We start from the raw sequence: 24,563 nt of genomic DNA, 5'->3' as shown, positions 1-24,563 counted from the left end.
CGGCTCGCGTGTGTTCAGAAGCGCGGGGGTCAGAAGCGGCGGTAGGTGATCGGGCCGTGTTGGACCGCCACCTCTCCCACCCGGACGTTCGCCCCCGGGTGCGGCGCGTGGATCATCTTGCCGTCGCCTATGTAGATTCCCACGTGGTCGGGCGGGGCGCCGAAGAAGACGATGTCACCGGCCTGCGGTGGCCCTGAGATCGGGTGCCCGCTCGCCTGGTAGCCGGCCGCCGTGGTGTCGCCGATCTTGATGCCCGCCTGGTTCAGCGAGTAGTAGACGAGCCCACTGCAGTCGAAGGCGCTCGGGCCGTTGGCGCCCCAGACGTACGGCTTGCCGAGGTGCTGCCGCGCCGCGTTGACGATGTCGGCGCCGGTGCCGCCACCCGGCACGTACGGCACGGCCTGGGCGACCGCACCCCCGGAGCCCCCGGAGCCCCCGGAGCCCGAAGACCCGCCGGACCCGGAAGACGCGGCCACCGGGGCGGACGCGGAGGCGGGGCTGTAGGCGTTGCCGTTGCCGTTCGCGCTCGCCAGTGTCGTCTTCTGCCAGTCGGGAAGCGGCGTCGGGTCCCAGTGGACGGTGTGGCCCGGCGCCGGCACGAACGTCTGGTCGCCGGGGGCCTTGATGGCGGCGAACGTCGCCTCCCGCCCGTTCCAGTGCTCGCCGATCGTCTTGACGGCCTGGTTCACGACCTTGTTGACCGAGGTGAGGTGCGTTTTCGCGTCCTCGACCGCGTCGGCGACGGGAGAGGCGAGCGCCTTGTCGAACTCTGCCTGCGTGGCGTCCGGATTGTTGGTCTTGTAGGCGCGGGCCTTGTCGAGGACGTCGCCGCAGATCCCGCGTACCTTCGAGGCGGCCGTCTCCAGCGCCTGGGCGACGTCGTCGAGAACCGTCGCGCTGTCCGTCAGGGCGTCGTGGAGCGCGCCGCCGGCCGTGGAGTAACGGCGCATGTACTTGTCGAAGGCGTCGGCGGAGTCGCCCTGCCAGGCCGTGTTGACGCCCTTGACCGACGTGCCGAGGCGGCCGACGTACTCGCCGGTCTTGCCGCCGGCGCCGCGCCAGCGCTTGGCCACGCCGCGGACCGAGCCGGGATCGCCACTGACGGACTTGAGGATGTTCGCAAGGCCGTCACCGCCGGGCAGGTCGCCGAGCTCCACGCTTCACTCCTTGATCAAGCGCCCGAGGCCTGGTTGGCCGTGTGGACGTTGTCGCGTACCTTCTCCAGCGCCCGCTCGACGCCCTGGAGCTTGTTCTGGACATGTCCCAGCTCGCTTGAGACCCCGGTCTCGATCTTGTCGAGGAGGGCGGCCAGCGAGGAGGAGCCGGTCAGGTCACCGAAGATCGAGGAGTCGGCGGTCTTGGCCGGATACCCGCCAGCGAGGTCGGCGAACTCCTTGGACAAACGGTTCGCCGCCGACTGGCAGTCTTCGAGCGCCTGGCGGTGAAGGTCGACCTTCGCCATCAGCGATCCTCCAGGGGTACGGGACCGACGGTGACGCGCCCATCAAACTGCGCATCCCCCACAAGGAGCTGATCGTATCGGTAAGCCCCTAACGGGTCAGCTCCGGACGCCAGGCCAGGAGCACGCCGAGGGTGGCGTACCCGATGATCAGGTGCGGCCCGCCCACCCACCGGGACGCCTGCTCGCCGAACACGATGAACAGCGGGACCGTCACGACGGCCCAGCTCTCGGCGATCAGCGGCCACCAGCGCAGCGGCCCGCGCCACCGTCCGGCCACCGCGAGCTTCACCGCGATCACCATCATGCCGAGCATCGACAGCGGCCAGAAGAGGTCGAGGACCGCCAGCAGCGGACCGTCCTGCTGGGGCTCGGGCAGGACGCCGTGCAGCAGCGACCAGACGCTGGCCAGCGCGAGCAGCACCGCCTCGACCCGGAGCATGCCCCGGGAGATCCGGGTGAGCCCGGTGGCCTGGCTCCTGGCCTGCACGGTGAGCAGGGCGAACACGCCGCCCTGGAAGAGGAGCCCGGTCAGGTCACCGACGCGCTCCTCGAACCCGGTGTTCTGCGTCCCGTACAGAAAGATGCTCGCCGCCCAGGCGAGCGTGCCGGCGGTCAGCGACAGGCCCAGGCCGCGCACCATGCCGAGCGAGAGCGGGGGCTTACCGGTGATGGGCGGTTCACCGGAGACGGGCATGTCAGTGCGGGCTTTCGCGGGTGTCGTCGTGATGTGCGGGTCCATGGTGATCTGGTCCTTTCCACAGGGTGTGAGCAACGAGGACCAGCTTCCGGGCGGGCAGACCCGGGCAGGCAGGGCCCGGTGTCCCGTTCCTGTCCCGGGACTCCTGTCCCGGGACAGGAACGGACAAATCCGGTGTAATGCTTCACGTGACGAAGACCCGGGCGCTGGTCATGCCCGTTCTGCTGGCCGCGGTCGGGGTGGCGATCACCGTGGCGACGGTGGTGCTGGACGTCCGGGCCGCCGCCGTGCGGATCCCGCTCAACGCCGAGCTGGAGCCGGGCTGGTCCGCGGCGCTGTCGGGGCTGGCCCTGCTCGGGCCCGGCGTGCTGCTGCTGCGCCGGCTGCCCCGCCATCCGGTGGCCTGGGCGCTGACCGGGTTCGGGCTGTTGTGGCTGATGGACGGGCTCGCGGCGAGCTGGGCGGTGTACGGCGTCTATGTCGCGCCGGGCACGCCGGGGACCGCCGCGGCGTACTGGTTCTACGCGTGCTTCGGGGCGTCGCTGCTTCTCGGGCTGCCGCTGCTGATCCTGCTGTTCCCGGACGGGCGGCTGCCCTCAGCCCCGTTGTGGCGCTGGCTGTCGAGGGCCAGCCTCGCGCTGACCGGGTCGCTGACGGTGCTGCTGTCGCTGGCGCCCGCTTCGGTGATGGAGCGTTTCCACCAGACCGCGCTGCCGCCGGAGATCGAGCGGTTGGAGTTCGATCTGTTCGCCGTCCCGCTCCCGTACGCGGTCTGGGAGGTCGCGCTGCGGGTGGCGTACGTGTCGGTGCTGGTGAGTGTCGTGGTGCCGTTCGCGGTGGTGGTGCGCCGCTACCGGGCGTCCGGTGCCGAGCGGCGGGCCCAGATCCGCTGGCTGATGTGGGCGGCGCTGGCCGACATGCTCGTGCTGCTGTTCCCGCTCCGGCTGCCGCCGCAGGTCCCAGCGCTGCTGCTCGGGCTGTCCATCGCGGTCACGTCGGGTGCCGTGGTCGTCGCGGTGACCAAGTACCGGCTGTACGACGTCGACCGGCTGCTGTCGGCCACCGTCACCTACGCCGTGCTCGCGGCGCTGGTCGTGCTGGTGGACGTGGCGGTGTTCACCGTGGCAGGGAGCGTGCTCGGCGAGCGGGACTCGGCGCTGGCCGCCATCGCGATCGTCGCGGTGCTCTACGCGCCGCTGCGTACCTGGCTGTGGCGGGTGGCGCGGCGGCTGGTGCGCGGGTCGCGCGACGATCCGTACGCCACGGTCTCGACGCTCGCCGAGCGGCTGGAACTGGCCACCGACCCGGACGAGCAACTGCTCGCGGTGGCCAGGACGCTGGCCGAGGTGTTCCGGCTGGCCTACGTCAGGGTGGAGATCGAAGGGCCGGGCGGGGAACGCTCCGTGGTGGAGCACGGCTCGCCGCGCGGGCCGTCGGTGTCCCTGCCGGTCGCCTACCGGGGCGAGGTGGTGGGGCTGCTGGTGCTGTGCCGTACGGACCTCACCGAACGCGACCAGCGCCTCCTCGGCGATCTCGTACGGCAGGCCGCTGCGGCGGCGCGGGCCAGCGAGCTCAGCACCGACCTGCAGCGCATCCGCGCCCGCCTGGTCCTCGCCCGGGAGGAGGAACGCCGCCGGCTCCGCCGCGACCTGCACGACGGCCTGGGCCCGAGCCTGGGGGCGGTGGCGTTACGCGTCGAGGCGGCCAGGAACCTGGCGGCCACCGCGCCCGACGAAGCCGACCGCATCCTGGCGCAGACGGCCGAGGAGGTGACCGGCGTGCTGGCCGACGTACGCAGACTGGTGCACGACCTGCGCCCGCCCGCCCTGGACGAGCTGGGGCTGAGGGGCGCCATCGAGCAGCAGGCGGACCGCTTCCGCTCGGCGGAGCTGCGGGTCATGGTCGGCGGCGACGAGCGGCTGGATATGCTGCCCGCGGCCGTGGAGGTGGCGGCCTACCGGATCGTGTCCGAGGCGCTCACCAACGTGGCCAGGCACGCGAGCGCGACACGGTGCGAGATCACGCTGACCGTGCGAGAGGGAAGGCTGGATGTGGAGATCCGCGACGACGGCGTGGGCATCGGGCCCGACGTGGTGGCCGGCGTCGGCATGCTGTCGCTCCGGGAGCGCGCCGCCGAGCTGGGCGGAGACTGCCAGGTGAGCTGCCCGCCCGGCGGCGGGACGCTGGTCGGCGCGCGGCTCCCGCTGGAGCAGGCGATGGAGACGGCCGGTGTCTGAAGAGACGATCCGGGTGCTGCTCGCCGACGACCACCCGGTCTACCGTGACGGACTGGCGGTGCTGCTGGGCTCGATACCCGGCATCGAGGTGGTGGGCACCGCCGCGAACGGCGCCGAAGCGGTCGAGCGGGCCGCCGAATCGCAGCCGGACGTGGTGGTGATGGACGTACGGATGCCAGGGCTGGACGGCATCGAGGCCACCCGGCGGGTCGTCGCCGACAGCCCGCACATCGCGGTCGTGGTGCTGACCATGTCGGAGGAGGACGCCACGCTGTTCGCCGCGATGCGCGCGGGAGCCCGCGGCTATCTGCTCAAGGGGGCGAACCAGGCCGAGATCGTCCGCGCGATCACCGCGGTGGCTCATGGCGAGGCGATCTTCGGTCCGGCCGTCGCCCGTCGCGTCGCCGACTTCTTCACCGGCACCGCGACCGGGCGCTCGGACGACCCGGCCTTTCCGCAGCTCACGCCCCGTGAACGGGAGATACTCTCGCTGGTCGCGGCGGGACGGGCGAACGCGCAGATCGCCTCGGCCCTGTTCCTGTCGCCGAAGACCGTGCGCAACAACGTGTCGAACATCTTCGCCAAGCTGCACGTCGCCGACCGGGCCGAGGCGATCGTCCGGGCGCGGGACGCGGGTCTGGGACGGTGAGCCGTTTCGCCGCTCCCCCACGTCTGATGAGCCGATTCGCTGCTCCGTACGTCGTAGGAGTATGAGAATCTTGCGGATCGCGCTCATCGTGGTCTTGAGCACCGCCCTGAGCGCCACCATGGCACCCGCCGCATCGGCCACGCCCATCGCCAAGAAGGTGCTGGTCGAGCTGCGCGAGCAGGGCGGCTTCGCGGGCTTCGACAACCGGGTGATCGTCTACACCAACGGTTGCGTACGCCTGAGCCGTCGTACGGGCCCGACCGTGGACAAGTGCCTCACCCGCGGCGAACAGCGCAAACTCCACCACGACCTGAAGCTCCTGCGCCTCGGCCACTCCCAGGCCAAGCCCCAGGGAGCCGACTTCCTCAAGTACACCCTCACCTACCGAGGCCACCGCGTCAGCCGCTACACCCTGACCGCCACCTGGACCCCGGTGGTACAGCGGATGGAGCGGTTTCTGGTGAAGTACTGGGCACCGGACTGACAGATCGCCACAGATCACCTGATTCCTCGTAAGATGCGGGCATAGGCGAGGAAGGTGTAGGCGTGACCGAGCACGAGCTGCCCGCGGGGAAAGTCGACCCGACCGTTCCCAGCGTCGCCCGGATGTACGACTACTTCCTGGGCGGGAAGGACAACTTCTCCGCCGATCGCGAGGCGGCCGAACACATCATCCGGATCAGTCTGGAGACCGGCTCCGACATCCGCGAGATCGCCCGGGCGAACCGTGGGTTCCTCATCCGGGCGGTGGAGGAGGCGGCCAAGGCGGGTGTGCGGCAGTTCCTCGACATCGGCACCGGTCTGCCTACCCAGAACAACGTGCACCAGGTCGCGCAGCGCGTCATCCCGGACGCCAAGGTCGTCTACACCGACAACGACCCGATCGTCCTGGTCCATGCCCGTGCCCTGCTCGCCGACAACCCCGACACGGTGATCGTCGAGGGCGACACGCGCGACCCGAAGGCGATCCTGGACGCCGCCGCCGCGCACCTCGACTTCAGCCAGCCGGTCGCCCTCCTCGTCGTCGCCGTGTTCCACTTCCTCGCCGACGACGAGGAAGTGGCCCGCATCGTCCAGACCCTGCGCGAGCCGCTGGCCTCGGGCAGCTACCTGATCATCTCGCACGGGTACATCGAGGAGAACGAGGGAATCCCGGCCAGGCTCGCCGAGGCCCAGGACGTCTACCGGCAGACCAGCTCGGGGGCGATGACCTGGCGAGACCGCGACACCGTACGTGGCTACTTCGACGGCCTCGAACTGCTCGAACCGGGCGTCGTACCCGTGCAGGACTGGCGCAACGACGAGCAGTACATCCCGGCCAGCCTGGCGAAGGGCGGCGTCCTGGGCGGCGTCGCGCGCGTCCCGTAACCGCACGTCAGCCCGCTTCCGGTAGCCGTACGTCAGCGCGCGTCCCGTAACCGCACGTCCGTCAGTACGGCGGGGCGATTCCCGAGCCGGGCTCCTCGACCTCGGCCAGCGCTCGGAACAGCAGCGCCACTCCCACCGCCCCGGGATCGGCGACACCCCTGGCCCGCTCACCCACGTAACTGGCCCGTCCGAGCCGAGCCCGCAGCTCGGCCGTGCTCCGGGCGCCGTCGGCGGCGGCCGCGGCGGCACGGGCGAAGGCTCCGGCACCGTCCGACTCCAGCGCCGCGACCGCGGGCACGAGCGCGTCGACCAGGGTTCGGTCGCCCACATTGGCCTCGCCCACCCGCTGGATCGCGGCCAGCCCGGCAGAGGCGCCTGCGGCCCAGCTCAGCACATCACCGTCGAGCGCCCGGCTGGTCGGCTCGTCGCCGTCGAGCGCCCGGCCGATCTCGGTGAACAGCAGCCCGAACAGCGGCCCGCTCGTGCCCCCGACGTCGTCGAGGAACACCCGCCCCGCCACGTCGAACCCGTGTCCAGCCGTGCCGGACCGGTCGAGCTCGTCGACGACGCGGCGCAGCCCGGAGCGCAGGTTGTCGCCGAAGTCGCCGTCCCCGCTGAGCTGGTCGAGCCGCGTCAGCTCGGCGTGGGCCGCCTCCACGTCGGCGGCGTAGCAGCGGAGTACGGGCGACGCGGTCATCGGTTCTCCTCAAGGCGGACGAAGGCGGGTGTCATGGCCGGGGCCCGCCACCAGCGGTCCCAGGACGGGTCGAGCCGGGTGAGGGTCAGCGAGAAGCCCGCCATGTCGAGCGCGGGCACGTACGTCCCCACCAGCGAGCCGCGCACGTCCAGCCCGCGCGCCGACAGCTCGCCCGCCACCTGGTCGAAGACGCCGTACAGCTCCAGCTGGGTGGTCCCGCCGAGCCCGTTGACCAGCACGACGAGGTCGTCGGGACCCGGTGGCAGACCGGCCAGCAGCTCGTCGAGCATCCGGGTGACCAGCTCGCCGACGGGCGGCCTGGTGATCGTCTTGGCCGCCCGCTCGCCATGGATGCCCACGCCGTACTCCAGCTCGTCGGGCCCCAGCTCGAACGAGGGGGCGCCGGTCTGCGGCGAGGTCTGGGCCCGCGCCGCGACCGCGAGGCTGCGTGAGGCGGCGGCGAACCGCGCGCCGAGTTCGGCCAGCTCGTCGAGGCCGAGCCCCTCGTCGGCGGCGGCGCCGAGGAGCTTCTCCACGATGACGGTCGCGCCGGTGCCCCGCCGTCCCGTCGCCGTCTCCGTGCTCTCGGTCGCCAGGTCGTCGTCGACCAGCACCCGGCGGACCTCGATGCCGTCGTGCCGCAGGCGTTCGGCGGCGATGCCGAAGTTGATCCGGTCGCCGGTGTAGTTCTTCACGATGTGGATGACCCCGCCGGGGCCGGCGGCGGCGCGGCTGGCCGCCAGCACCTGCCGGTTGTGCGGCGAGGCGAACACCTGCCCCGGCGCCACCGCGTCGAGCATCCCCCGGCCGAGGAACCCGCCGTGCAGCGGCTCGTGCCCCGAGCCGCCGCCGGACACCAGCCCGACGGTCCGGCGCGGATCGCGGTCGCGGGCCCGCAGGAAGACCGGGTCCTCGCTCAGCTCGACGAGGTCGGCGTGCACCCGCGCGAACCCGCGCAGGGCGGGCGTCACGGGATCGCCTTCGGCGAGGAACAGGCTCATTGGATCGCCTCCTTGGCGGCGGGCACTCCACCGAGCGCCTCACGGTCGAGCTCGCCCGAGCCCAGCCGACTGGCCGCCAGGCTGGACAGAGCCGCGATCGCGATCATATAGACCACGAGCCAAGTCCAGTGGCCGCCACCGGCCGCGAGCAGCGCGGTGCCGGCCAGCGGGGCGAGCCCGCCGCCGAGCGTGGCCCCTACCTGCTGGGTGACCGACAGGCCCGTGTAGCGCACCTGAACCGGGTAAAGGTTGGCGAACAGCGCCGCCTGCGCGCCGTACATGGAGCCGTGGCCGACGGCCAGGCCGAGCACCATGGCCAGGGTCATCAGCGGCAGGCTGCCGGTCTGCACGAGCAGGAAGAACGGCACGGCGAGCAGCAGCTGGAACACCGCGCCGCCCACGTACACCTTGCGTCGGCCGATCCGGTCGGACAGCGCCCCGAACAGCGGCAGCGTGAAGCACTCGGCCAGGCACGCGATCAATACGGCCATCAGCACCGGCCCGCGCGGCAGACCCAGCTCCGTGGTGACGTAGGCGATGGCGACCACGTAGTAGACGTTGAACAGCCCGCTCTCGGCCACCTTGGCGACGATCGACAGCAGCACCTTGCCCGTGTAATCGGCGAACAGCTCCTTGACCGGCAGCTTCCGTACCTCGCGCTCGGCCCGCATCTTGACGAACTCGGGGCTCTCGCTGACGCGCAGCCGGATGTAGAAGCCGACGGCGACCAGCGCGATGCTGGCCAGGAACGGCAGGCGCCAGGCCCACGACTCGTACGCGCCCGCCGGCAGGAACGTGTCCAGCGCCGTGACCAGGGCGACCGGCAGCAGCACACCGGCCGGGGTGCCGATGTGCACCAGGGAAGTGAAGAAGCCCTGGCGTCGCTTCGGGCTGTACTCAAGGGCCATCAGCACGCCGCCGCCGTACTCGCCGCCCATCCCCAGCCCTTGGATCAGCCGGATGAGCACCAGCAGCAGGGGCGCGACGATGCCGATCGACTCGTACGAGGGGATCAGGCCGATGGCGAAGGTGCCGGTGCCCATCATCAGCATCGTGGTGATGAGGATGTTCTTGCGGCCCAGCCGGTCACCGAAGTGGCCGAAGATCAGGCCGCCGAGCGGGCGCGCCAGATAGCCGACGAAGAACGTGGCGAACGCGGCCAGCGTGCCGACCAGGGGGATCTCGGCCGGGAAGAAGACCTTGTTGAAGACCAGCGCGGCCGTCGTGGCGTAGAGCGTGAAGTCGTAGTACTCCACGGTCGTGCCGAGGGCGCTGGCCCAGACGACACGTTTGACTGGCGTCCCGCTCTGCATTGGACATCCTTTCATGTCCGGGTGATAATCTAATGTATCAGACACTAGATTTAACATGGGCGCAATAGCCGCGCCACGAGGAGGATGTCGATGAGCGACCTGGACCTGCACGGGATGATCTCCACGGTGGTGACCCCGTTCGACGAGAACGACGAGGTCGACCTCGATCTCCTACGCCAGGAGGTCAAGTACCTGCTGGAAGCCGGAGTCACCGCGATCTGCGCGTGCGGCAGCACCGGGGAGGGCCAGACGCTCTCCCTGGAGGAGAGCCGGGACATCTGCCGGGTCGTGGTCGAGGAGGTCGCCGGACGGGTGCCGGTGATCGCCGGAGTGATCCAGAACTCGACGGCCCAGGTGATCCGCTACTCGCTGGCGCTGAAGGAGGTGGGCGTCGACGCGTTGCAGATCACACCGGTGCACTATGTCTTCGCGCCGTCGGCCGAGGAGACCGTGGCGTACTACCGGGAGATCGGGGCCGCGGTGGACCTGCCGATCGTGCTCTACAACGTGGTGCCGTGGGCCCTCGTACCCGTGGACGTGATCGAGCGGCTCGCGGCCGTTCCGCAGCTGGTGGCCATCAAGCAGAGCGGCGGCGACATGCACCTGCTGGTCGACCTGCTGGCCCGGGTACGCGACCGGTTCACCATCCTGGCGGCGCTCGACGACCTGCACTACCCGGCGTTCGTGCTCGGCGCGCACGGCGCGCTCGCGGCCATCCCGACCGTCACGCCGCGGCTCAGCGTCGAGCTGTGGAACGCCATCCAGGACGGCGACCACGCGCTCGCTCTGAGGCTGCACGAGCGTATTCTCACGGTGTGGCGGGCGATCGACGGACCCAACCTGCCGGCCACGCTCAAGGCGGCACTGGAGCTGCAGGGCCGCAACGGAGGACGTCCCCGGAAGCCCTTCGCGCCGGCGAGCTCCGCCGAACGCGAGCGGATCGCGGTGGCCCTCCGCGCGGCTAACCTGATCGACTAGACATCACACATCTGCAGGGGGAGATCGTGCCGGGTCAGTCCGTCAAGCTCTCGAAGGGTTCGTCCCTGGTCGTGGATTCCATCGCGGACCAGCTCTACGGGATCCTGCGCGACCGCATCACCAGCGGGGTGTACGCCCCCGGTTCCCGGTTCGATCCGAACTCGGTGGCCACGGAGTTCGGCGTCTCGCGCACGCCGGTCCGCGAGGCGCTGGCCCGCCTGGAGCACGACCAGCTCATCGAGACGCGGCCTCGGTCGGGGACGTTCGTGGCCCGGCCGGACGTCACCGACGTCCACGAGGTCTGCCAGCTGCGCAAGGGCATCGAGTGGCTGGCGACCGGCATCGCCGCCGCCGTCATGCCGCTCCCCCGGATCGCCGAGCTCCGCGCCGAGGTCGTCGAGGCACTGGCGTACGCGGAGAAGGGCGACTACGAGCCGTTCTTCGTCAGTGACACGCGCCTGCACACCGAGATCGTGGCGGCCACCGGCAACGAACGGCTCATCCGGGTCCGCTCCTCGACGGAGCCGTTCGTGCAGTGGCTGCGCGTGCTGGGCGCCACCGGCCCGCACCGGATCGCCGGCTCCACCCGCCGCCACCTGGAGATCCTCGACGCCATGGCGGGCCGCGACGTCGCGGCGGCGCAGGCGGCGGCCGCGATCCACCTGGACGAGGTCGAGGAGTGGACGGTGGCCGACATGGAGTCGCACGCCATCACCACCTGACGGGTGGCGGATGACGGTCGCACGCCATCACGACCTGGCGTACTTGGTAGGGCCTGCACTACCTCGATACGCCAGTGAGCGGGAGCGATCTGGAGGGGCGGCGACTCGTAACGTTCTTGGCATGACAACGCTCCGGCACCGCATCGCCACCGACACCCGCTACGTCCTGCTCGGTTTCCCCACCGCCGTGATGTCCTTCGTCCTGGTGCTGATCGGTGTCGCGGCCGGAGCGGGCAGCGCCGTCGCCTTCGTCGGCCTGCCGATCTTGGCCGCGGCCGCCGCCATGGCGCGTAACTTCGCCGACGTCGAGCGGGTGCTGCTGCCCGACGTGCTCGGCCGCCGCGTCGCGCGTCCTCGCTACCAGCAGGCTCCCTCGGACGCCGGCTGGTTCCGCCGCACGATGAACCCGCTGACCAGCGGGCAGGCGGCGCTGGACATGCTGCACGCCGTCGTCGCCTTCCCCCTCGCCATCGCCACCTTTGTCGTCACCATCGTCTGGTGGGCGGGCGCGATCGCCGGACTGACCTTCCCGCTCTACGGCTGGATCATCGCCGGCCTGCCCGACTTCCACGGCGGGCTGCCCGAACTGCTCGGCCTCGGCAGTGACACCACCACCTTCGTGGTCTTCAACACGGTGCTCGGCGTCCTGTTCGCGCTGACGCTGGTGCCGGTCGTGCGCGGCGCCGCCCTGATCAAGGCCAACCTCGCCCAGGCGCTGCTGACCCGCCCCGCGTACGACGAGCGCCCCGCGACCGTCCGGGCGCACCGGCTCGCGGCGGCCGAGTTCTGAGCCGCGTCGTACGGTCCCGGCGGGTCGAACACGGTCCGTATGGAGTCCCAGCCTCGGTTGTTTGAACCGGGGCCAGGTGCGGGCCGTACATCATGAGGACAGCTCAGGACGCTCCCACGGGCATGTCGCGGAGGTATCCGTGCCGGTGAATCGCCAGCTGTTCGTCAGCGGCTTGGCCTTGGCCATGGTCACCGCGTGCAGTGCCTCCGGGACGTCACCCCAGGCCGGTGCCTGGTCGGTGAGCGCCGGGCCCCGGGCGAGCGCCGCACCGGCGCAGCCCACACTGACGGAGGACGGGGCCGAGTTCGTCCTCAACGGCTACCGTGAGCGACTGCAGCAGGTCAGGAAGCGGAACGGATCCGGAGTGCAGGAAACGAGCGCCGGCCTGGCGTTGGAGCTCGACCGGGCCGTCTTCCGGCTCGCCAGGCTACGCGGTGACCGGCTCGGCACGCTGCCCCGCCTCACCAGCACGCGTTTCGTGATCCCGAAGAACCCCGGCAGCGCCCGCTGGTTCCTGGCCGAGATCACCGAGCAGGGCAAGGACTACCGGACCCAGCTCATCCTCCAGGAGACCTCCGGCGGCTGGCGCCTGGTCGCCGGATCGACCACCCCGCTCCAGGCACCCGCCCTGCCGATCGCGGTGGACGACGAGGGACTGGCGACCGCGGTGGCCGCCGACGACACCACGAACCTCGCCGTCGCCCCCCGCGCGATGGCCGCCGCGCACGCGCGCTCCCTGGCCACCAACGGCAAGGACACGGAGGCCAAGCGCCTCCTGGCCGCCGGCCCCTACACGACCCAGTCCGCCACCGCCCGGCTCGCCGACATGCGCCTCCTGCGCGGCCAGTGGGACGTACGCGACCGCACCCAGGTGGTCCCGACGATCTACGCGCTGCGCGCCTCCGGAGGAGGAGCCGTCGTCTGGTACGGCGTACGGGAGCAGCAGGTCTTCTCCGCCCGCCCCAAAGCCGCGGCACTCTCCTTCACCCGCCCGGAGCCCGCCGTACTGAGCGGCAAGAAGGAGTTCCGCAGCCGGGTCATCCTCGTCCAGGCCACCTGGTTCGCCGCCGTCGTCCCCGCCACGCCGTCGAAGAGAACACGCGTCGTCGCCGACTGGACCGCCCAGATCAGCGTCACGGGCGACTGACCGATTTTGGCCTTTTGCCGTATCGGTTTATCTATGATCTTTGATGCCCGGCCAGTAGCTTTTGCTCATGACGCCCACGCAGCTTCGCGCGTTCGCGGCCGTGGTGCGGCTCGGGTCGGTCAAGCAGGCGGCAGCGGAGCTCGACGTGTCGGAGGCGGCCGTCTCCCTGCACGTCGGCCAGCTGCGCAAGGAGCTCGGTGACCGGCTGTTCACCAGGACCGCCGCCGGGCTCGCGTTCACGCCCGGCGGCTTGCGGCTGGCCAGCAGGGCGGCGGAGCTGCTGAGCCTCCAGGAACGCACGATCATCGAGGTGAGCCAGGCGGGACGCGGGCGCCGGCTGTTACGCGTCGCCGCGTCGAGCCTGTTCGCCGAGCACGCGGCGCCCGGTCTGATCGGGTTGTTCGCCGGGCGGGCCGCCGATCTCGACGTGGAGCTGAGCGTGCACGACCCGCGGCGGTTCGGGTCGTTGCTGCGCGCGCGGACCGTCGACGTGGCGATCGGCCCAGGCCCTGGCGGCTACGTGGACGAGACGCTGTCCTGCAAGCCGTTCCTGAACTTCCAGCTCGTCGTCGTGTGTGGGCCCGATCACCCGCTCGCCGGGCGCGACGTCGGCGTACACCAGCTTCGCGACCAGGTGTGGCTGCTCGGCCCCTCGGCCGCGACCGAGCTCGGCGCCGTACCGACGATGCTGCGCAAGCTCAACGTGCCCGAACACCACCAGCAGATCTACCAGAGCCACGCCGCGGCGCTGGAGGAGGCGCAGCGCAACAGCGGCGTGGCGCCGGCGATCTCGTTCGCGGTGGCACCGGACCTCGCCAACGGGCGCCTGGTACGCATCGCCGGGCCCGCCCTGCGGTTCGACGGGGGCTGGGTCACGATGACGCTGGCCGAGGGCGGCGTGGCTCCGGCGGCGGCCGAGCTGGTCCGGTTCGTCACCACGCCCCGCGCCACCCAGGCCATGCTGCGCGGCCCCGGCGTGAACGTCGGCCGCTTCCGCCCGTCCATCCACATCACGCTGTGGAGCTGACCGTCTCAGCGCCCGTGAACATACTGAGCGGCGAAGTAGTCGGCGATCGGGGTGGGCTTGCGGCCGGTAAGGTGCTCGACCGCGTGTGTGGTCACGTCGAACCAGCCGTCGCGCTTGTACGTCCCCAGGCCCGTCCATCCCTGAACGTACATCTCGGGGAGCCCATGTCCGGACAGCGCCGCGGCCAGGTCGGTGTCCGAGACCTGTTCGCAGCGGATCGGGCGACCGGTGACCTGGGCGAGCGCGTCGGCCACGTCCGCGTCCGTGACCGCCTCCGGGCCTGTGACCTCGAGGAGTTGCCCCTCGCAGCCGCCCTCCGCCAGCACGGCCGCGGCGACGGCGGCGCTGTCATCGCGGGTGATGTGTCCCACCCGGCCGTCACCCGAATTACTGGGCAGCACCCCGGTGGCGACGGCGATGGCGGGCAGGCCGACGAGGTTCCACATCTCCGGCCACTGGTTGAACCGCAGCGCCGTGAACGTCAGCCCAGACTCGGCCAGCAGCCGCTCGGTCTCCCCGTGGTTCTGGATGAGCGCCTGGGGCTGGCCCGGCTCGCCTGCCCTTGCGAACGATGTGTAAATCACATGGCCTACCCCCGCCTTGACCGCCGCCTCGATGGCGTTGACGTGCCCGCGAGGCGCCCCGGTGAGCGAGCCCATGCTGATCATCAGCAGCCGCTCCGCGCCCTCCAGCGCGCCGGGCAGGCTTGCCGGATCGTCGAAGTCGGCGTACCGGGTGGCCACTCCGAGGTCGGCGATGGCATCAGGGGTACGGGACAACGCCACGACGCGGGCGGCCTCCACCCGCTGGAGAAGGTGCCCGACGGTGAGGCGTCCGAGCTGCCCGGACGCTCCGCTAACCACAATCACGATAAATCCCCCTTGGAGGTCGATGTGCGTACCCTGATCTTTGGCCAACTGGCGAAAGGTCCGAAAGAAGGCACATTCATGTCCACTGCAACCATCACCGTCCCTGTCACGGTGGCTGAGCACGAGAACTGCCCCGCGACCAGCGTGCTGCGCCGGGTGGGTGACAAGTGGAGCGTCGTGATCCTTTCGATCCTGGAGCGCGGCGCGCACGGCTTCAACGAGCTGGACAGGTCCGTGGAGGGGCTCAGCCGCCGCATGCTCACCCGTACGCTGCGCGCCCTCGAAGAGGATGGTCTGATCAGCCGCACGGTCCATCCGAGGGTCCCGCCGCGCGTCGACTACGCGCTGACCGACCTGGGCCGCTCCTTCCTGGGGCCGGTACGCGCCTTGGGCCTCTGGGCCGTCGCCCACCAGTCCGACCTCGAAGCCGCCCACAGCAGGTAGTCCCCTCCGCGGGCTCGGGGCTCATGCCCGTGACCAAACTGATCGCAGGTCCGATCGCGTCACTGAAATCTGCGGCGATGTGGCACAGCCCGATCGAGCCGAAGTCGACGCCGATCCTGCCTCGGCTGACACCGTCTTGAGAGAGCCGACCCAACTGCTCAATCAGGCGAGTCTGCTGGGCGAGCGATGCCCATACCCGCTCGAAGGATTCCAAATACGTGTTGAACCATGCCCCATCGACCCGACGGAGATGCAGTGTGGGCGTGTACGCAGCGAGGATGCCGTACACGTGGACATTGACCAGCATCTCATCGTCAAAACGATAGATGCTGTTGTAGAGCGGAGTGTCGTGAAGGCGGATATGTACGCTGAGGGGCATGCGCTCGGTGTAGTAGCTCAGTACTGCCGTTACGCGACCAGCGACTCCTCCGCCGATCTGATGTTCAGCATCGCGCGATACCAACTGCTTGCCCTGTGGATCACCGACGCGCGAGCGCCCACAAGGTCTGCCCCCGTGACCGGAGGGTGCAGGATCCGGCGCGCTGTCGCGTCTGCCGTGAATGTCGGCCCTGGTAGGCAACGTGTCAGGCGTGGGCAAGCTCCGTGAGTACGGTGCGGAGCGAGCCGAACGTGTCGGCGGGGAGCAGCAGGTCGCAGTACGGGAGGGCGGCCGCCATCCCGGCCACGCGCGGTTCGAAGCCGCGTGCGGCGGCCCGGGGGTTCATCCAGATCACCCGGTGCGCACGGCGTCGCAACCGGGCCATCGCGGCGGCCAGTTCCGCCGGTGGGTCGGCGTCCCAGCCGTCGGAGCCGACAAGCACGATGGCGCCCCGCACCTTCGCGCCGTGGTGCGAGGCCAGCAGCGCCCGTACGTTGGTCGCGATCCGCGTACCCCCGAACCTGTCGCTCACCCGCTCCGAGGCCAGCTCGATCGCGGCGGCCGTCGAGCGATGCGCGAGTACCGGCGTCAGCCGGGTCAGCGTCGTCGCGAACGCGAACACCTCCGCGTCCACCGCCACCGCGAGCACCCGCATCAGCTGCAGGTACGCCGACGCCTGGGCCTGCATCGATTGGCTGACGTCACAGAGCATGACCACGCGCCGGGGCCGGTCGACGGGTCGCTGCCTGGCCAGCCGGAGCGGCTCCCAGCCGGTACGGCGGGCGCGGGCCAGCGTGGCCCGGACCGCGATCGCACGGCCCCTCGACGACACCGCCCGCCTGCGGCTGCGCCGTACCGGCCAGGCGGCCACGGTCGTCGCCAGCCACGCGCCGAGCAGCTCGCACTCCCGCTCGCCGAGTCGCTCGAACGGCACGTCCGCCAGGCCCTCGGCGGCACTCGGCAGCCGTTCCGGAACGGCCGGGCCGTCCGAGCTCTCGGCGGGCGCGACCACCGCCGGCAGCGTCATCCAGGGCAGCCCGCCAGGGTCGTCGCCACCGTGGGAAGCGGTCGGCAGCGGGGCGAACGCCTCGTCGGTGGCGCCGTTGGTCGTGTTGAGGGGCCTGCGGCGGGCGTGCGGGTCGAGGGCGGGTCCCGTCGCGTGGAAGACGGCCGCGAACACTTCGTCGAAGGGCTCGATCTCCGACTGCCGCCGTACCAGGTTAATGCGCGCGGTCCAGTACAGCTCCGGCAGTGAGCCGGGAGGCGCGATCGCGAGGGCGCGGGTGAAGTCCTCGATGCCGGTGAAACCCACGGGCACACCGTGCCGCCTCAGCCGTACGGCCAGCGCCGCGGCGAACGCCGCCCTATCGACGCCCGCCAGCAGGGCTCCCGGCCGCCGCCCGCTATGAGACAACGGTCCAGATGACGACCACCGCCACGATGACCACGACGACCCCGACGACGAGCGGCACCAGGCGCTTGTAGATGGCCCCACCGGCGACGCCCAGCACGTCCAACGGCTCCGGTTCCGGCTCGCCAACAGGCGCCTCAGTAGCGCGAAGCTCAGTGGCAGGTGCCTCGGTGGCGGGCGCCTCGGTCGTGCCGGTGGCCGCCGTGTCGGGGGCGGACGTGTCAGGGGCGGACGCGTCAGGGACCGGCTCCGTGAGCTTGGCTTCGAGGCAGGTGACGAACTGGCCGAGCAGCTTGTTGGAGACCTCCTTGATCATGCCGCTGCCGAGCTGCGCCACCTTCCCGGAGATCTTCAGATCCGTGTCCACCGACACGACCGTGCGCGGCCCGTCTGCACGCAGCTGCGCGGTGATGGCCGCCGAGGCGTTGCCCGCCCCACGCGAGTCCCGCCCCTTGGCGTCGATGACGGCCCGGTGCTCCACGTCGTCCTTCTCCAGGAACCTGACCGTCCCGGCGTACTCGGAGACGACCGGCCCCACCTTCACCCGTACCTTGCCCGAATAGACGTCACCCTCCACGCCCGTGAGCCGGGCTCCGGGCATGCACGGGGCGATGCCCTCCAGGTCGGTGAGGACCTCCCAGGCTCGTTCGATGGGCACGCTGACCGTGAACTCGTTGTCGATCTTCATGTGCCTCTCCTGCTGAGCGCCTCGGTGATGGCGGCGCGGTCGTCCAGCGTCTTCGCGAGAGTGCTCAGTGTCCGTACGACGTCGTCCCTGACCAGCCGCGACGCGCCCAAGGAGGACAGGGCCGAGACCCAGTCGATCGTCTCGGCCATGCCCGGCGCCTTGTCGAGGTCGAGGCGGCGTACCTGGCCGACGAAGTCCGTGGCCGAGTGGATCAGCGCGTCGTTCGCGGCGGGGACCGTACGCCGGAGGATCTCCGCCACCCGCTCCGGGGCGGGGAAGTCGATCCAGTGGTACAGGCAGCGTCGGCGCAGCGCGTCGTGCAGGTCGCGGCTGCGGTTGGAGGTCAGGACGACGACCGGGCGGCGTTCGGCGGTGAAGGTGCCCAGCTCGGGGATCGTGATCGCCGCCTCCCCCAGGAACTCGAACAGCAGCGCCTCGAACTCGTCGTCCGCCCGGTCGATCTCGTCGATCAGGAGTACGGGCGGCTGCGGCCCGCGGTGCCTGATGGCCTGGAGGATCGGGCGCTCCTGGAGGAACGCCTCGGTGAACAGGTCGGCGTCGTTCAGCCGGTCGTGGCGGGACTCGGCCAGGCGGATGGCCAGCATCTGCCGCTGGTAGTTCCACTCGTAGAGGGCCTCGCCCGCGGTCAGTCCCTCGTAGCACTGGAGCCTGATCAGCGGCGTGGCCAGGGCGCGGGCCAGGGCCTTGGCGGCGGTGGTCTTGCCGACTCCGGGCTCGCCCTCCAACAGCAGGGGCCGGCCGAGGGTCAGGGCGAAGTACAGCGCCGCCGCCGTACCGTCGTCCACCAGGTAGTCGAGCTCGTCAAGGCGGCGGCGAATGTCATCCGCACCAGCGAACGCGAAAAGCCCAGGAGACGCCGCGGACGCGGAAGGCTGGGAGGCCACGTCCTTACCGCCCTCCCGTCCGCGCGAGATCCCCGGTACGGATGGCGGTCACGATCTCGGCGAGGATCGACAGCGCGATCTCCGGCGCTGTACGGGCACCGATGCCGAGACCGGCCGGCGAGTGGACCCGGCGGCGCTCGTCCTCCGTCAGCCCCATCTCCGCCAGCACCGAAGCACCCCGCCGCCGACTCGCCACCAGGCCGACATAGCCGACACCGGCCTCCAGCGCGGCCCGGATCGCCTCCGGCTCGCCGCGCCCATGACTGCACACGACGGCCGCGGTGGCACCCGCGGGACCGGGCGAGGCGTCCGCAGCTCGTACGGTGAAGTCCAGGGGCCCGGCCAGGGCGGCCAGGGCTGTGGCGATCGGCGAGGAGCCGACGACCCAGAGCACCGGAGGCGGCAGCAGCGGCCGCAGGAAGATCTCCAGTGCGCCCCCGGACAGGCAATGGTTCACCACGACCTGCGCGCCCGGCGAATCGGGAAAGTCCGGCTCGCCCTCCGGCAGCACCCGCAGCAGCACCGTCCGCCCGTCCGACAGCGCCGAGAGCGCCGCCGTACGCACGGAGCTCTCGGCGCACTGCCCGCCGACGAACCCCTCGATGGACCCGTCGGACAGGATGATGGCGTCGTCGCCCGGACTGACCGCCGTAGGCAGCTGGGCCCGGACGACGACCGCGTGGACGAACGGGACGCGCTCGGCGACCAGCTCCTCCATGCGCTTGGTGTACGGCATGTACGGCTCCGAGGATCAGATCGGCGGCGTGGGCACGCCACGCATGGCGTCCCACACCCGCGAGGGGGTGAGCGGCATGTCGGCGTGCCGGATGCCGAACGGCTTGAGCGCGTCGACGACCGCGTTGACGATCGCCGGCGGGGAGCCGACGGTGGCCGATTCGCCGACGCCCTTCGCACCGATCGGGTGGTGCGGTGAGGGAGTCACCGTGAAGCCGGTCTCCCAGTCGGGCACCTCCAGCGAGGTGGGGATGAGGTAGTCCATGAGCGAGGCGCCGAGACAGTTGCCGTCCTCGTCGAACGCGATCATCTCCATCAGCGCCATGCCGACCCCGTCGGTGAGGCCACCGTGGACCTGGCCCTCGATGATCATCGGGTTGATCCTGGTGCCGCAGTCGTCCACCGCGACGAAGCGCCGCACCTTGACCTGGGCGGTGCCGGGGTCGATGTCGACGACGCAGATGTAGGCGCCGTGCGGGTAGGTGAGGTTCTCGGGGTTGTAGCAGATCTGCGCCTCCAGGCCGCCCTCGATGCCTTCGGGCAGGTCTCCGGCGCCGTGCGCCCGCATCGCGATCTCCTGGATCGTGACGGACTTGGCCGGGTCGCCCTTGACGCGGAACGCGCCCTTGTCCCAGTCGAGGTCCGCGACCGACACCTCCAGCATGCCGGAGGCGATGATGCGGGCCTTGTCGCGTACCTTGCGGGCCACCAGGGCCGCCGCCGCGCCGGACACGGGGGTCGAGCGGCTGCCGTACGTGCCGAGGCCGAACGGCGTCTGGTCCGTGTCGCCGTGCACCACGTCGATGTCGGCGGGCGGGATGCCGATCTCCTCGGCCACGATCTGCGCGAACGTGGTCTCGTGGCCCTGCCCTTGGCTCTGCACCGACAGCCGGACGACCGCCTTGCCCGTCGGGTGAACGCGCAGCTCGCAGCCGTCGGCCATGCCGAGGCCGAGGATGTCCATGTTCTTGCGCGGGCCCGCGCCGACGGCCTCGGTGAAGAAGGAGACGCCGATGCCCATCAACTCGCCGCGGGCGCGCCGCTCGATCTGCTCCTTGCGCAGTTCCTCGTATCCGGCGATCTCCATGGCCTTGCGCATGGTGGGCTCGTAGTCGCCCGAGTCGTACACCCAGCCGGTCTTGGTCGTGTAGGGGAACTGGTCGGGCTGGATGAAGTTCTTCATCCGCAGCTCGATCGGGTCCATCCCCAGCTCGTACGCCAGGCAGTCGACGATCCGCTCGACCAGGTAGACCGCCTCGGTGATGCGGAAGGAGCAGGCGTACGCGACCCCGCCGGGCGCCTTGTTGGTGAAGACGGCGGTCATCTTGCAATAAGCGGCCCGCAGGTCATAGCTGCCGGTGAACACGCCGAAGAAGCCCGCCGGATACTTCGTCGGCGCGGCGACGCCGTTGAACGCGCCGTGGTCGGCCAGCACGTTCGTACGGATGGCCAGGATCCTGCCGTCCCGGGTGGCCGCGATCTCGCCGCGCATGATGTAGTCGCGGGCGAAGCCGGTGCTGATGAGGTTCTCGGCGCGGTCCTCCACCCACTTCACCGGCTTGCCGGTCACGATCGAGGCGACGATCGCGCAGACGTAGCCGGGATAGATCGGGACCTTGCCCCCGAAGCCGCCGCCGAGGTCGGGCGAGATGACCCGGATCTTGTGCTCGGGCAGCCCGGCGACCAGCGCGTACAACGTGCGGTGCGCATGCGGCGCCTGGGTCGTCGACCACAGGGTCAGCCTGCTCTCGACCCGGTCGAAGTCGGCCACGCAGCCGCAGGTCTCCATCGGCGCGGGGTGTACGCGCGGGTAGACGATGTCCTGGCTCACCACGACGTCGGCCGTGTCGAACACCGCGGCCGTCTCCGCCGCGTCGCCCGTCTCCCAGTCGAAGCAGTGGTTGTCCGTCTTGCCGTCGAGGTCGTCACGGATGACCGGCGCGGCGGGGTCGAGGGCCTTGCGGGCGTCCATCACCGGGTCGAGCACGTCGTACTCGACGTCGATCAGCTCCAGGGCGTCGCGGGCGGAGTAGCGGTCCTCGGCCACCACGAACGCGACCTCCTGGCCCTGGAAGCGGACCTTGTCCGTGGCCAGGACGGCCTGTACGTCGTTGGAGAGCGTGGGCATCCAGGCCAGGCCCTGGGCGGCCAGGTCGGCGCCGGTGACGACGGCCTTGACCTTCGGGTGCGCCTGCGCCGCGCTGACGTCGATGCTCGCGATCCGCGCGTGCGCGACGGGCGAGCGCAGGATCGCCAGGTGCAGCATCGCGGGCAGCTGTACGTCGTCGACGTAGCGGCCCCGGCCGCGGATGAAGCGCGGGTCCTCCTTGCGGAGCATCCGGCCGTGGCCGAGCGGCTTCTGGTCGTTGTCGGTGAATCCGGCGGGCCGGTGTTCGGTGCTGGTCACGATGTCGCCCCCGACTCCTGGGCTTCGCGGACTTCCTGAGTTTCCCGGGCGGCGGCCCAGCGCACCGAGCGGACGATGGTGGCGTAGCCGGTGCAGCGGCAGATCTGCCCGGAGATCGCCTCGCGGATCTCGCCCTCGGAGGGGTCGGGGTTGCGGTCGAGCAGCGCCCTGGCCGTCATCATCATCCCCGGCGTGCAGAACCCGCACTGCAGCCCGTGGCACTCCATGAAGCCCTGCTGGACGGGGTCGAGCGTGCCGTCCTGTTCGAGGTCCTCGACCGTACGCACCTCGTGGCCGCCGGCCATCGCCGCGAGTACGGTGCACGACTTGACCGGCTCGCCGTCGAGCCAGACCACGCAGGTGCCGCAGTTGCTGGTGTCGCAGCCCCAGTGGGTGCCGGTCAGCCCGAGGTGGTCACGCAGGAAGTGGACCAGGAGCAGGCGCCCCTCGATCTCCCTGGTGACCTCCTCGCCGTTCACGATCATCGATACGCGCACGTCACACCCCTTCTCTGAGCCGGGCGACGGAGCGGCGCAGGGCCCTCCTGGTGAGCTCTTTGGCGAGGTGGCGCTTGTACAGGGCGCTGCCGCGCATGTCCGTGGCGGGGTCGCAGTGCTGCGCGGCCAGCTCCCCGGCCAGCTCGTACAGCTCCTCGGACGGCTCCCTGCCGCGCAGAGCCTCGGAGACGGCGGGCATGCCGGTCGTGTTCGGGCCGACCGCGGCGAGCCCGACGCGAGCGTCGGAGATCACCTCGCCGTCCAGCCACACGGCCGCGCCCGCCGACACGATCGCCCAGTCACCCGCGCGCCGCTCGACCTTCTCGTACGCGCTGGACCCGTTGGGCCGGATCGGGACCCGGATCTCCACCAGCATCTCGGCGTCCTCGACCGCGGTCTCATAGGGCCCCCGGTAGAACTCCTCCATGGTCACGACCCGTTCGCCCGCGCCGCCCCGGATCACACAGCTGGCGCCCAGCGTGGTGCACACCGCCGACAGGTCTTCCGACGGGTCGGCCTGGCAGAGCGAGCCGCCCAGTGTGCCCCGGTTGCGGACGACCGGGTCGGCGATGACCCGCTCGGCGTCACCGAAGATCGGGAAGGTCGCGGCCAGCTCGGCCGACTCCAGCAGCTCGCGGTGCCTGGTCATGGCGCCGATGCGGACCTGGCCGGGCTCGGTCCTGATGTAACCGAGCTCGGCGTGCAGGTCGTTGATGTCGATCAGATATTCGGGAGTGGCGAGCCGTAACTTCATCATCGGGAGCAGGCTGTGCCCGCCCGCGATGAGCCGCGCCGAGCCACCGAGCCGCTCCAGCAGCCCGATGGCGTGATCGACGCTGGTGGCCCGCTCGTACTCCAACGGCGCTGGAACCTGCATCCGGACACCCCCTCGCTCGTCGTGGGCCCTCAGCCGACTCCTGCTCAGCGGCGTTGTCAACGCTCACCTAAGGAAAGGCTTAACTGCCCGCGTGGGTGAGGGTCTCCCAGGCGACGAAGAGCTGGTTGGTGCCTGCGGGACGCTGCTGCTCGGTGAGCTGCTGGGTGTTCGTCATCGGGATGCCCTGGCGGTTGTGGAGCTGGTTGAAGCCGACCTCGGTGATCGGGCCGAGGCCCAGGTTCAGGCTGCCGCCGCACAACCAGGAGGGCACGGCCGCGCCGAGCTGGTACTTCGACTGGAAGCCGAGCGCCTGCCTGAGCCGCTCGCCGACCTCCGGGTAGAGGTCCTGGCCCTGGATCTTGGTCGTTTCGGCGACGTGGGAGATGGCCGAGATCCCGTAGCCGGTGTGGGTGAAGTCGCGGCAGGTCTCCTGAGTGAGGCCGGTGACGAAGGTCGTCTGCCCCTGCCAGTATTTGACGAGCTCGTCGCGGGTGTCGAGGCCGCTGCCGGGCGCGCCCTTGGGCAGCTCGCCGTCCGTGCTGAGGTAGATGTAGGCCGGCACCCGGCCGCGGTACTTGGTGATCGCCTTGTCGTAGCTCGTCCGGTCCTCCAGGAAGACGGAGATGCCGACGGCCGCCTCCATCATGCTCAGCTCCCAGTTGCCGTTGCTGTTGGAGCCGTTGATGACCTTCGGCAGATAGACGGTGCGCAGCATGGTGACGAAGCGGTCGACGTTCGGCCAGCTGGTGTAGGTGTAGCGGATGATCTCGGCCGCCCGTGGCCAGACCGAGCCGGCCCAGCCGGTCTGCAGGGGCGCGTTGCTGTTGGTGTGGTCCTTGATCACCGCGGACCAGGCATCCATGATCTCGATGGCCTTCTTGGCGTACTTGGCGTCCCTGGTGACGTACCAGGCGAGAGACATCGTGTACGCGGCGAGCGCGTCCTGGCGCTCGTCGGTGCAGCCGTTGTTGGGGTTGGAGTAGGGGCCGCACTCGACGACGGCGCGGGGCTTGGCCGCACGGGTGAGTGAGGCCAGCGAGTGGCCCATCATCTGGTCGTAGGCCGACTTCCACGGCTGCGCGCCCGCGTTGACCTTGGTACGCATGAAGTCCAGCTGGTCCCGGCCGAGCAGCACTCCGGGGTGGGTGAAGGTCGCGGGGGCGGCGGCCGCGGGCAGCGGCAGGGCCAGAGAGGCGACCAGGGCGGCGGTGGCGATGATACGGGGGGTCATGACAGCTCATCCAACGAGCGTTACGGGGCCCG

The 24,563-nt window shown here is 70.6% G+C and carries 25 protein-coding genes; 10 read left to right on the top strand and 15 right to left on the bottom strand.

From position 1 onward, the window contains the following. Window positions 1-29: 29 nt before the first annotated feature. The 3 genes from ACGFJ2_RS21830 to ACGFJ2_RS21820 all read right to left on the bottom strand — a co-directional run bounded on the left by ACGFJ2_RS21830 (window position 30) and on the right by ACGFJ2_RS21820 (window position 2,201). Window positions 30-1,157 (bottom strand): NlpC/P60 family protein, encoded by a 1,128-nt coding sequence (locus ACGFJ2_RS21830; protein ID WP_358200462.1) that lies wholly within the window; start codon window positions 1,155-1,157, stop codon window positions 30-32. A 14-nt stretch (window positions 1,158-1,171) separates the two neighbouring features. Beyond that, the gene (locus ACGFJ2_RS21825) at window positions 1,172-1,462 is read right to left on the bottom strand and encodes a hypothetical protein (protein WP_358200453.1); all 291 of its coding nucleotides are present in this window, start codon (window positions 1,460-1,462) and stop codon (window positions 1,172-1,174) included. Window positions 1,463-1,550: 88 nt separating this feature from the next. Then, window positions 1,551-2,201, bottom strand: coding sequence for a hypothetical protein (locus tag ACGFJ2_RS21820; protein ID WP_358200446.1), 651 nt, complete (start codon window positions 2,199-2,201; stop codon window positions 1,551-1,553). Between the two features lie 146 nt (window positions 2,202-2,347). Between ACGFJ2_RS21820 and ACGFJ2_RS21815 the strand changes: the two genes are divergently transcribed. From ACGFJ2_RS21815 to ACGFJ2_RS21800, 4 genes are all read left to right on the top strand, one after another. Then, a complete protein-coding gene (locus tag ACGFJ2_RS21815) occupies window positions 2,348-4,396 on the top strand; it encodes a sensor histidine kinase (RefSeq protein WP_393470832.1) in 2,049 nt (682 codons plus the stop codon). After that, window positions 4,389-5,045 (top strand): response regulator transcription factor, encoded by a 657-nt coding sequence (locus ACGFJ2_RS21810; protein ID WP_358200427.1) that lies wholly within the window; start codon window positions 4,389-4,391, stop codon window positions 5,043-5,045. The genes ACGFJ2_RS21815 and ACGFJ2_RS21810 overlap by 8 nt, the downstream gene beginning before the upstream one ends. 61 nt (window positions 5,046-5,106) lie before the next feature. After that, entirely contained in the window at window positions 5,107-5,529 is a 423-nt protein-coding gene (locus ACGFJ2_RS21805) for a hypothetical protein (protein WP_358200419.1), read from the top strand. A 62-nt stretch (window positions 5,530-5,591) separates the two neighbouring features. After that, complete coding sequence (locus ACGFJ2_RS21800; RefSeq protein ID WP_357939137.1) at window positions 5,592-6,413, top strand: SAM-dependent methyltransferase; 822 nt, start codon at window positions 5,592-5,594, stop codon at window positions 6,411-6,413. A 61-nt stretch (window positions 6,414-6,474) separates the two neighbouring features. Here ACGFJ2_RS21800 and dhaL read toward each other — a convergent pair whose 3' ends face one another. Genes dhaL through ACGFJ2_RS21785 form a run of 3 tightly spaced genes read right to left on the bottom strand, consistent with a single transcriptional unit; the run spans window position 6,475 to window position 9,424 of the window. Then, on the bottom strand, window positions 6,475-7,110 hold the full coding sequence (gene dhaL / locus ACGFJ2_RS21795; protein WP_393470827.1) for a dihydroxyacetone kinase subunit DhaL: 636 nt from the start codon (window positions 7,108-7,110) through the stop codon (window positions 6,475-6,477). Beyond that, entirely contained in the window at window positions 7,107-8,111 is a 1,005-nt protein-coding gene (locus ACGFJ2_RS21790) for a dihydroxyacetone kinase subunit DhaK (RefSeq protein WP_357939133.1), read from the bottom strand. The genes dhaL and ACGFJ2_RS21790 overlap by 4 nt, the downstream gene beginning before the upstream one ends. Next, on the bottom strand, window positions 8,108-9,424 hold the full coding sequence (locus ACGFJ2_RS21785; RefSeq protein WP_357939131.1) for an MFS transporter: 1,317 nt from the start codon (window positions 9,422-9,424) through the stop codon (window positions 8,108-8,110). Before ACGFJ2_RS21785 ends, ACGFJ2_RS21790 begins: the two co-directional genes overlap by 4 nt. A gap of 90 nt (window positions 9,425-9,514) precedes the next feature. Between ACGFJ2_RS21785 and ACGFJ2_RS21780 the strand changes: the two genes are divergently transcribed. The 5 genes from ACGFJ2_RS21780 to ACGFJ2_RS21760 all read left to right on the top strand — a co-directional run bounded on the left by ACGFJ2_RS21780 (window position 9,515) and on the right by ACGFJ2_RS21760 (window position 14,088). Next, the gene (locus ACGFJ2_RS21780) at window positions 9,515-10,402 is read left to right on the top strand and encodes a dihydrodipicolinate synthase family protein (RefSeq protein ID WP_393470823.1); all 888 of its coding nucleotides are present in this window, start codon (window positions 9,515-9,517) and stop codon (window positions 10,400-10,402) included. Window positions 10,403-10,428: 26 nt separating this feature from the next. Beyond that, complete coding sequence (locus tag ACGFJ2_RS21775) at window positions 10,429-11,124, top strand: GntR family transcriptional regulator (RefSeq protein WP_357939127.1); 696 nt, start codon at window positions 10,429-10,431, stop codon at window positions 11,122-11,124. Between the two features lie 121 nt (window positions 11,125-11,245). Beyond that, complete coding sequence (locus ACGFJ2_RS21770) at window positions 11,246-11,914, top strand: sensor domain-containing protein (RefSeq protein ID WP_357939125.1); 669 nt, start codon at window positions 11,246-11,248, stop codon at window positions 11,912-11,914. Window positions 11,915-12,053: 139 nt separating this feature from the next. Beyond that, window positions 12,054-13,061: a hypothetical protein gene (locus tag ACGFJ2_RS21765; RefSeq protein WP_357939123.1), complete on the top strand. Its 1,008-nt coding sequence runs from the start codon at window positions 12,054-12,056 to the stop codon at window positions 13,059-13,061. A gap of 67 nt (window positions 13,062-13,128) precedes the next feature. Continuing rightward, a complete protein-coding gene (locus tag ACGFJ2_RS21760; RefSeq protein ID WP_358200363.1) occupies window positions 13,129-14,088 on the top strand; it encodes a LysR family transcriptional regulator in 960 nt (319 codons plus the stop codon). 5 nt (window positions 14,089-14,093) lie between these two features. Here the strand turns inward: ACGFJ2_RS21760 and ACGFJ2_RS21755 are convergent, their stop codons facing one another. Further along, window positions 14,094-14,957: an NAD(P)H-binding protein gene (locus tag ACGFJ2_RS21755; protein ID WP_357939118.1), complete on the bottom strand. Its 864-nt coding sequence runs from the start codon at window positions 14,955-14,957 to the stop codon at window positions 14,094-14,096. 78 nt (window positions 14,958-15,035) lie between these two features. Between ACGFJ2_RS21755 and ACGFJ2_RS21750 the strand changes: the two genes are divergently transcribed. Then, entirely contained in the window at window positions 15,036-15,401 is a 366-nt protein-coding gene (locus tag ACGFJ2_RS21750) for a helix-turn-helix domain-containing protein (protein WP_357939116.1), read from the top strand. 584 nt (window positions 15,402-15,985) lie between these two features. Here ACGFJ2_RS21750 and ACGFJ2_RS21745 read toward each other — a convergent pair. The 8 genes from ACGFJ2_RS21745 to ACGFJ2_RS21710 form a co-directional block, all read right to left on the bottom strand. Continuing rightward, the gene (locus ACGFJ2_RS21745) at window positions 15,986-17,194 is read right to left on the bottom strand and encodes a VWA domain-containing protein (RefSeq protein WP_393470817.1); all 1,209 of its coding nucleotides are present in this window, start codon (window positions 17,192-17,194) and stop codon (window positions 15,986-15,988) included. Continuing rightward, window positions 17,184-17,879, bottom strand: coding sequence for an SRPBCC family protein (locus tag ACGFJ2_RS21740; protein WP_393470814.1), 696 nt, complete (start codon window positions 17,877-17,879; stop codon window positions 17,184-17,186). Before ACGFJ2_RS21740 ends, ACGFJ2_RS21745 begins: the two co-directional genes overlap by 11 nt. Then, complete coding sequence (locus ACGFJ2_RS21735) at window positions 17,876-18,784, bottom strand: MoxR family ATPase (RefSeq protein WP_357939112.1); 909 nt, start codon at window positions 18,782-18,784, stop codon at window positions 17,876-17,878. Before ACGFJ2_RS21735 ends, ACGFJ2_RS21740 begins: the two co-directional genes overlap by 4 nt. Window positions 18,785-18,788: 4 nt before the next feature. Continuing rightward, window positions 18,789-19,520: an XdhC family protein gene (locus ACGFJ2_RS21730; protein WP_357939110.1), complete on the bottom strand. Its 732-nt coding sequence runs from the start codon at window positions 19,518-19,520 to the stop codon at window positions 18,789-18,791. A 15-nt stretch (window positions 19,521-19,535) separates the two neighbouring features. Beyond that, window positions 19,536-21,926 carry an aerobic carbon-monoxide dehydrogenase large subunit gene (locus tag ACGFJ2_RS21725; protein ID WP_393470811.1) on the bottom strand — a complete coding sequence of 797 codons (2,391 nt, stop codon included), beginning with the start codon at window positions 21,924-21,926 and terminating at the stop codon, window positions 19,536-19,538. Next, window positions 21,923-22,423 carry a (2Fe-2S)-binding protein gene (locus ACGFJ2_RS21720; RefSeq protein WP_393470808.1) on the bottom strand — a complete coding sequence of 167 codons (501 nt, stop codon included), beginning with the start codon at window positions 22,421-22,423 and terminating at the stop codon, window positions 21,923-21,925. The genes ACGFJ2_RS21725 and ACGFJ2_RS21720 overlap by 4 nt, the downstream gene beginning before the upstream one ends. Before the next feature lies 1 nt (window position 22,424). After that, complete coding sequence (locus tag ACGFJ2_RS21715) at window positions 22,425-23,300, bottom strand: xanthine dehydrogenase family protein subunit M (protein ID WP_357939104.1); 876 nt, start codon at window positions 23,298-23,300, stop codon at window positions 22,425-22,427. A 79-nt stretch (window positions 23,301-23,379) separates the two neighbouring features. Continuing rightward, window positions 23,380-24,531, bottom strand: coding sequence for an alginate lyase family protein (locus ACGFJ2_RS21710; RefSeq protein WP_393470805.1), 1,152 nt, complete (start codon window positions 24,529-24,531; stop codon window positions 23,380-23,382). Window positions 24,532-24,563: the final 32 nt, after the last annotated feature.

It is taken from the genome of Nonomuraea sp. NPDC049028 (assembly GCF_043197735.1).
Classification (GTDB): Bacteria; Actinomycetota; Actinomycetes; order Streptosporangiales; family Streptosporangiaceae; genus Nonomuraea.
This window is presented reverse-complemented; position numbering and strand designations above follow the sequence as displayed.

Bases quoted from the DNA above. Each gene is read 5' to 3' on its own strand.
- ACGFJ2_RS21825 (WP_358200453.1), bottom strand. From the start codon at position 1,462: ATGGCGAAGGTCGACCTTCACCGCCAGGCGCTCGAAGACTGCCAGTCG.
- ACGFJ2_RS21820 (WP_358200446.1), bottom strand. From the start codon at position 2,201: ATGGACCCGCACATCACGACGACACCCGCGAAAGCCCGCACTGACATG.
- ACGFJ2_RS21805 (WP_358200419.1), top strand. From the start codon at position 5,107: ATGAGAATCTTGCGGATCGCGCTCATCGTGGTCTTGAGCACCGCCCTG.
- dhaL (WP_393470827.1), bottom strand. From the start codon at position 7,110: ATGACCGCGTCGCCCGTACTCCGCTGCTACGCCGCCGACGTGGAGGCG.
- ACGFJ2_RS21790 (WP_357939133.1), bottom strand. From the start codon at position 8,111: ATGAGCCTGTTCCTCGCCGAAGGCGATCCCGTGACGCCCGCCCTGCGC.
- ACGFJ2_RS21785 (WP_357939131.1), bottom strand. From the start codon at position 9,424: ATGCAGAGCGGGACGCCAGTCAAACGTGTCGTCTGGGCCAGCGCCCTC.
- ACGFJ2_RS21780 (WP_393470823.1), top strand. From the start codon at position 9,515: ATGAGCGACCTGGACCTGCACGGGATGATCTCCACGGTGGTGACCCCG.
- ACGFJ2_RS21770 (WP_357939125.1), top strand. From the start codon at position 11,246: ATGACAACGCTCCGGCACCGCATCGCCACCGACACCCGCTACGTCCTG.
- ACGFJ2_RS21760 (WP_358200363.1), top strand. From the start codon at position 13,129: ATGACGCCCACGCAGCTTCGCGCGTTCGCGGCCGTGGTGCGGCTCGGG.
- ACGFJ2_RS21750 (WP_357939116.1), top strand. From the start codon at position 15,036: ATGTCCACTGCAACCATCACCGTCCCTGTCACGGTGGCTGAGCACGAG.
- ACGFJ2_RS21740 (WP_393470814.1), bottom strand. From the start codon at position 17,879: ATGAAGATCGACAACGAGTTCACGGTCAGCGTGCCCATCGAACGAGCC.
- ACGFJ2_RS21730 (WP_357939110.1), bottom strand. From the start codon at position 19,520: ATGCCGTACACCAAGCGCATGGAGGAGCTGGTCGCCGAGCGCGTCCCG.
- ACGFJ2_RS21715 (WP_357939104.1), bottom strand. From the start codon at position 23,300: ATGCAGGTTCCAGCGCCGTTGGAGTACGAGCGGGCCACCAGCGTCGAT.
- ACGFJ2_RS21710 (WP_393470805.1), bottom strand. From the start codon at position 24,531: ATGACCCCCCGTATCATCGCCACCGCCGCCCTGGTCGCCTCTCTGGCC.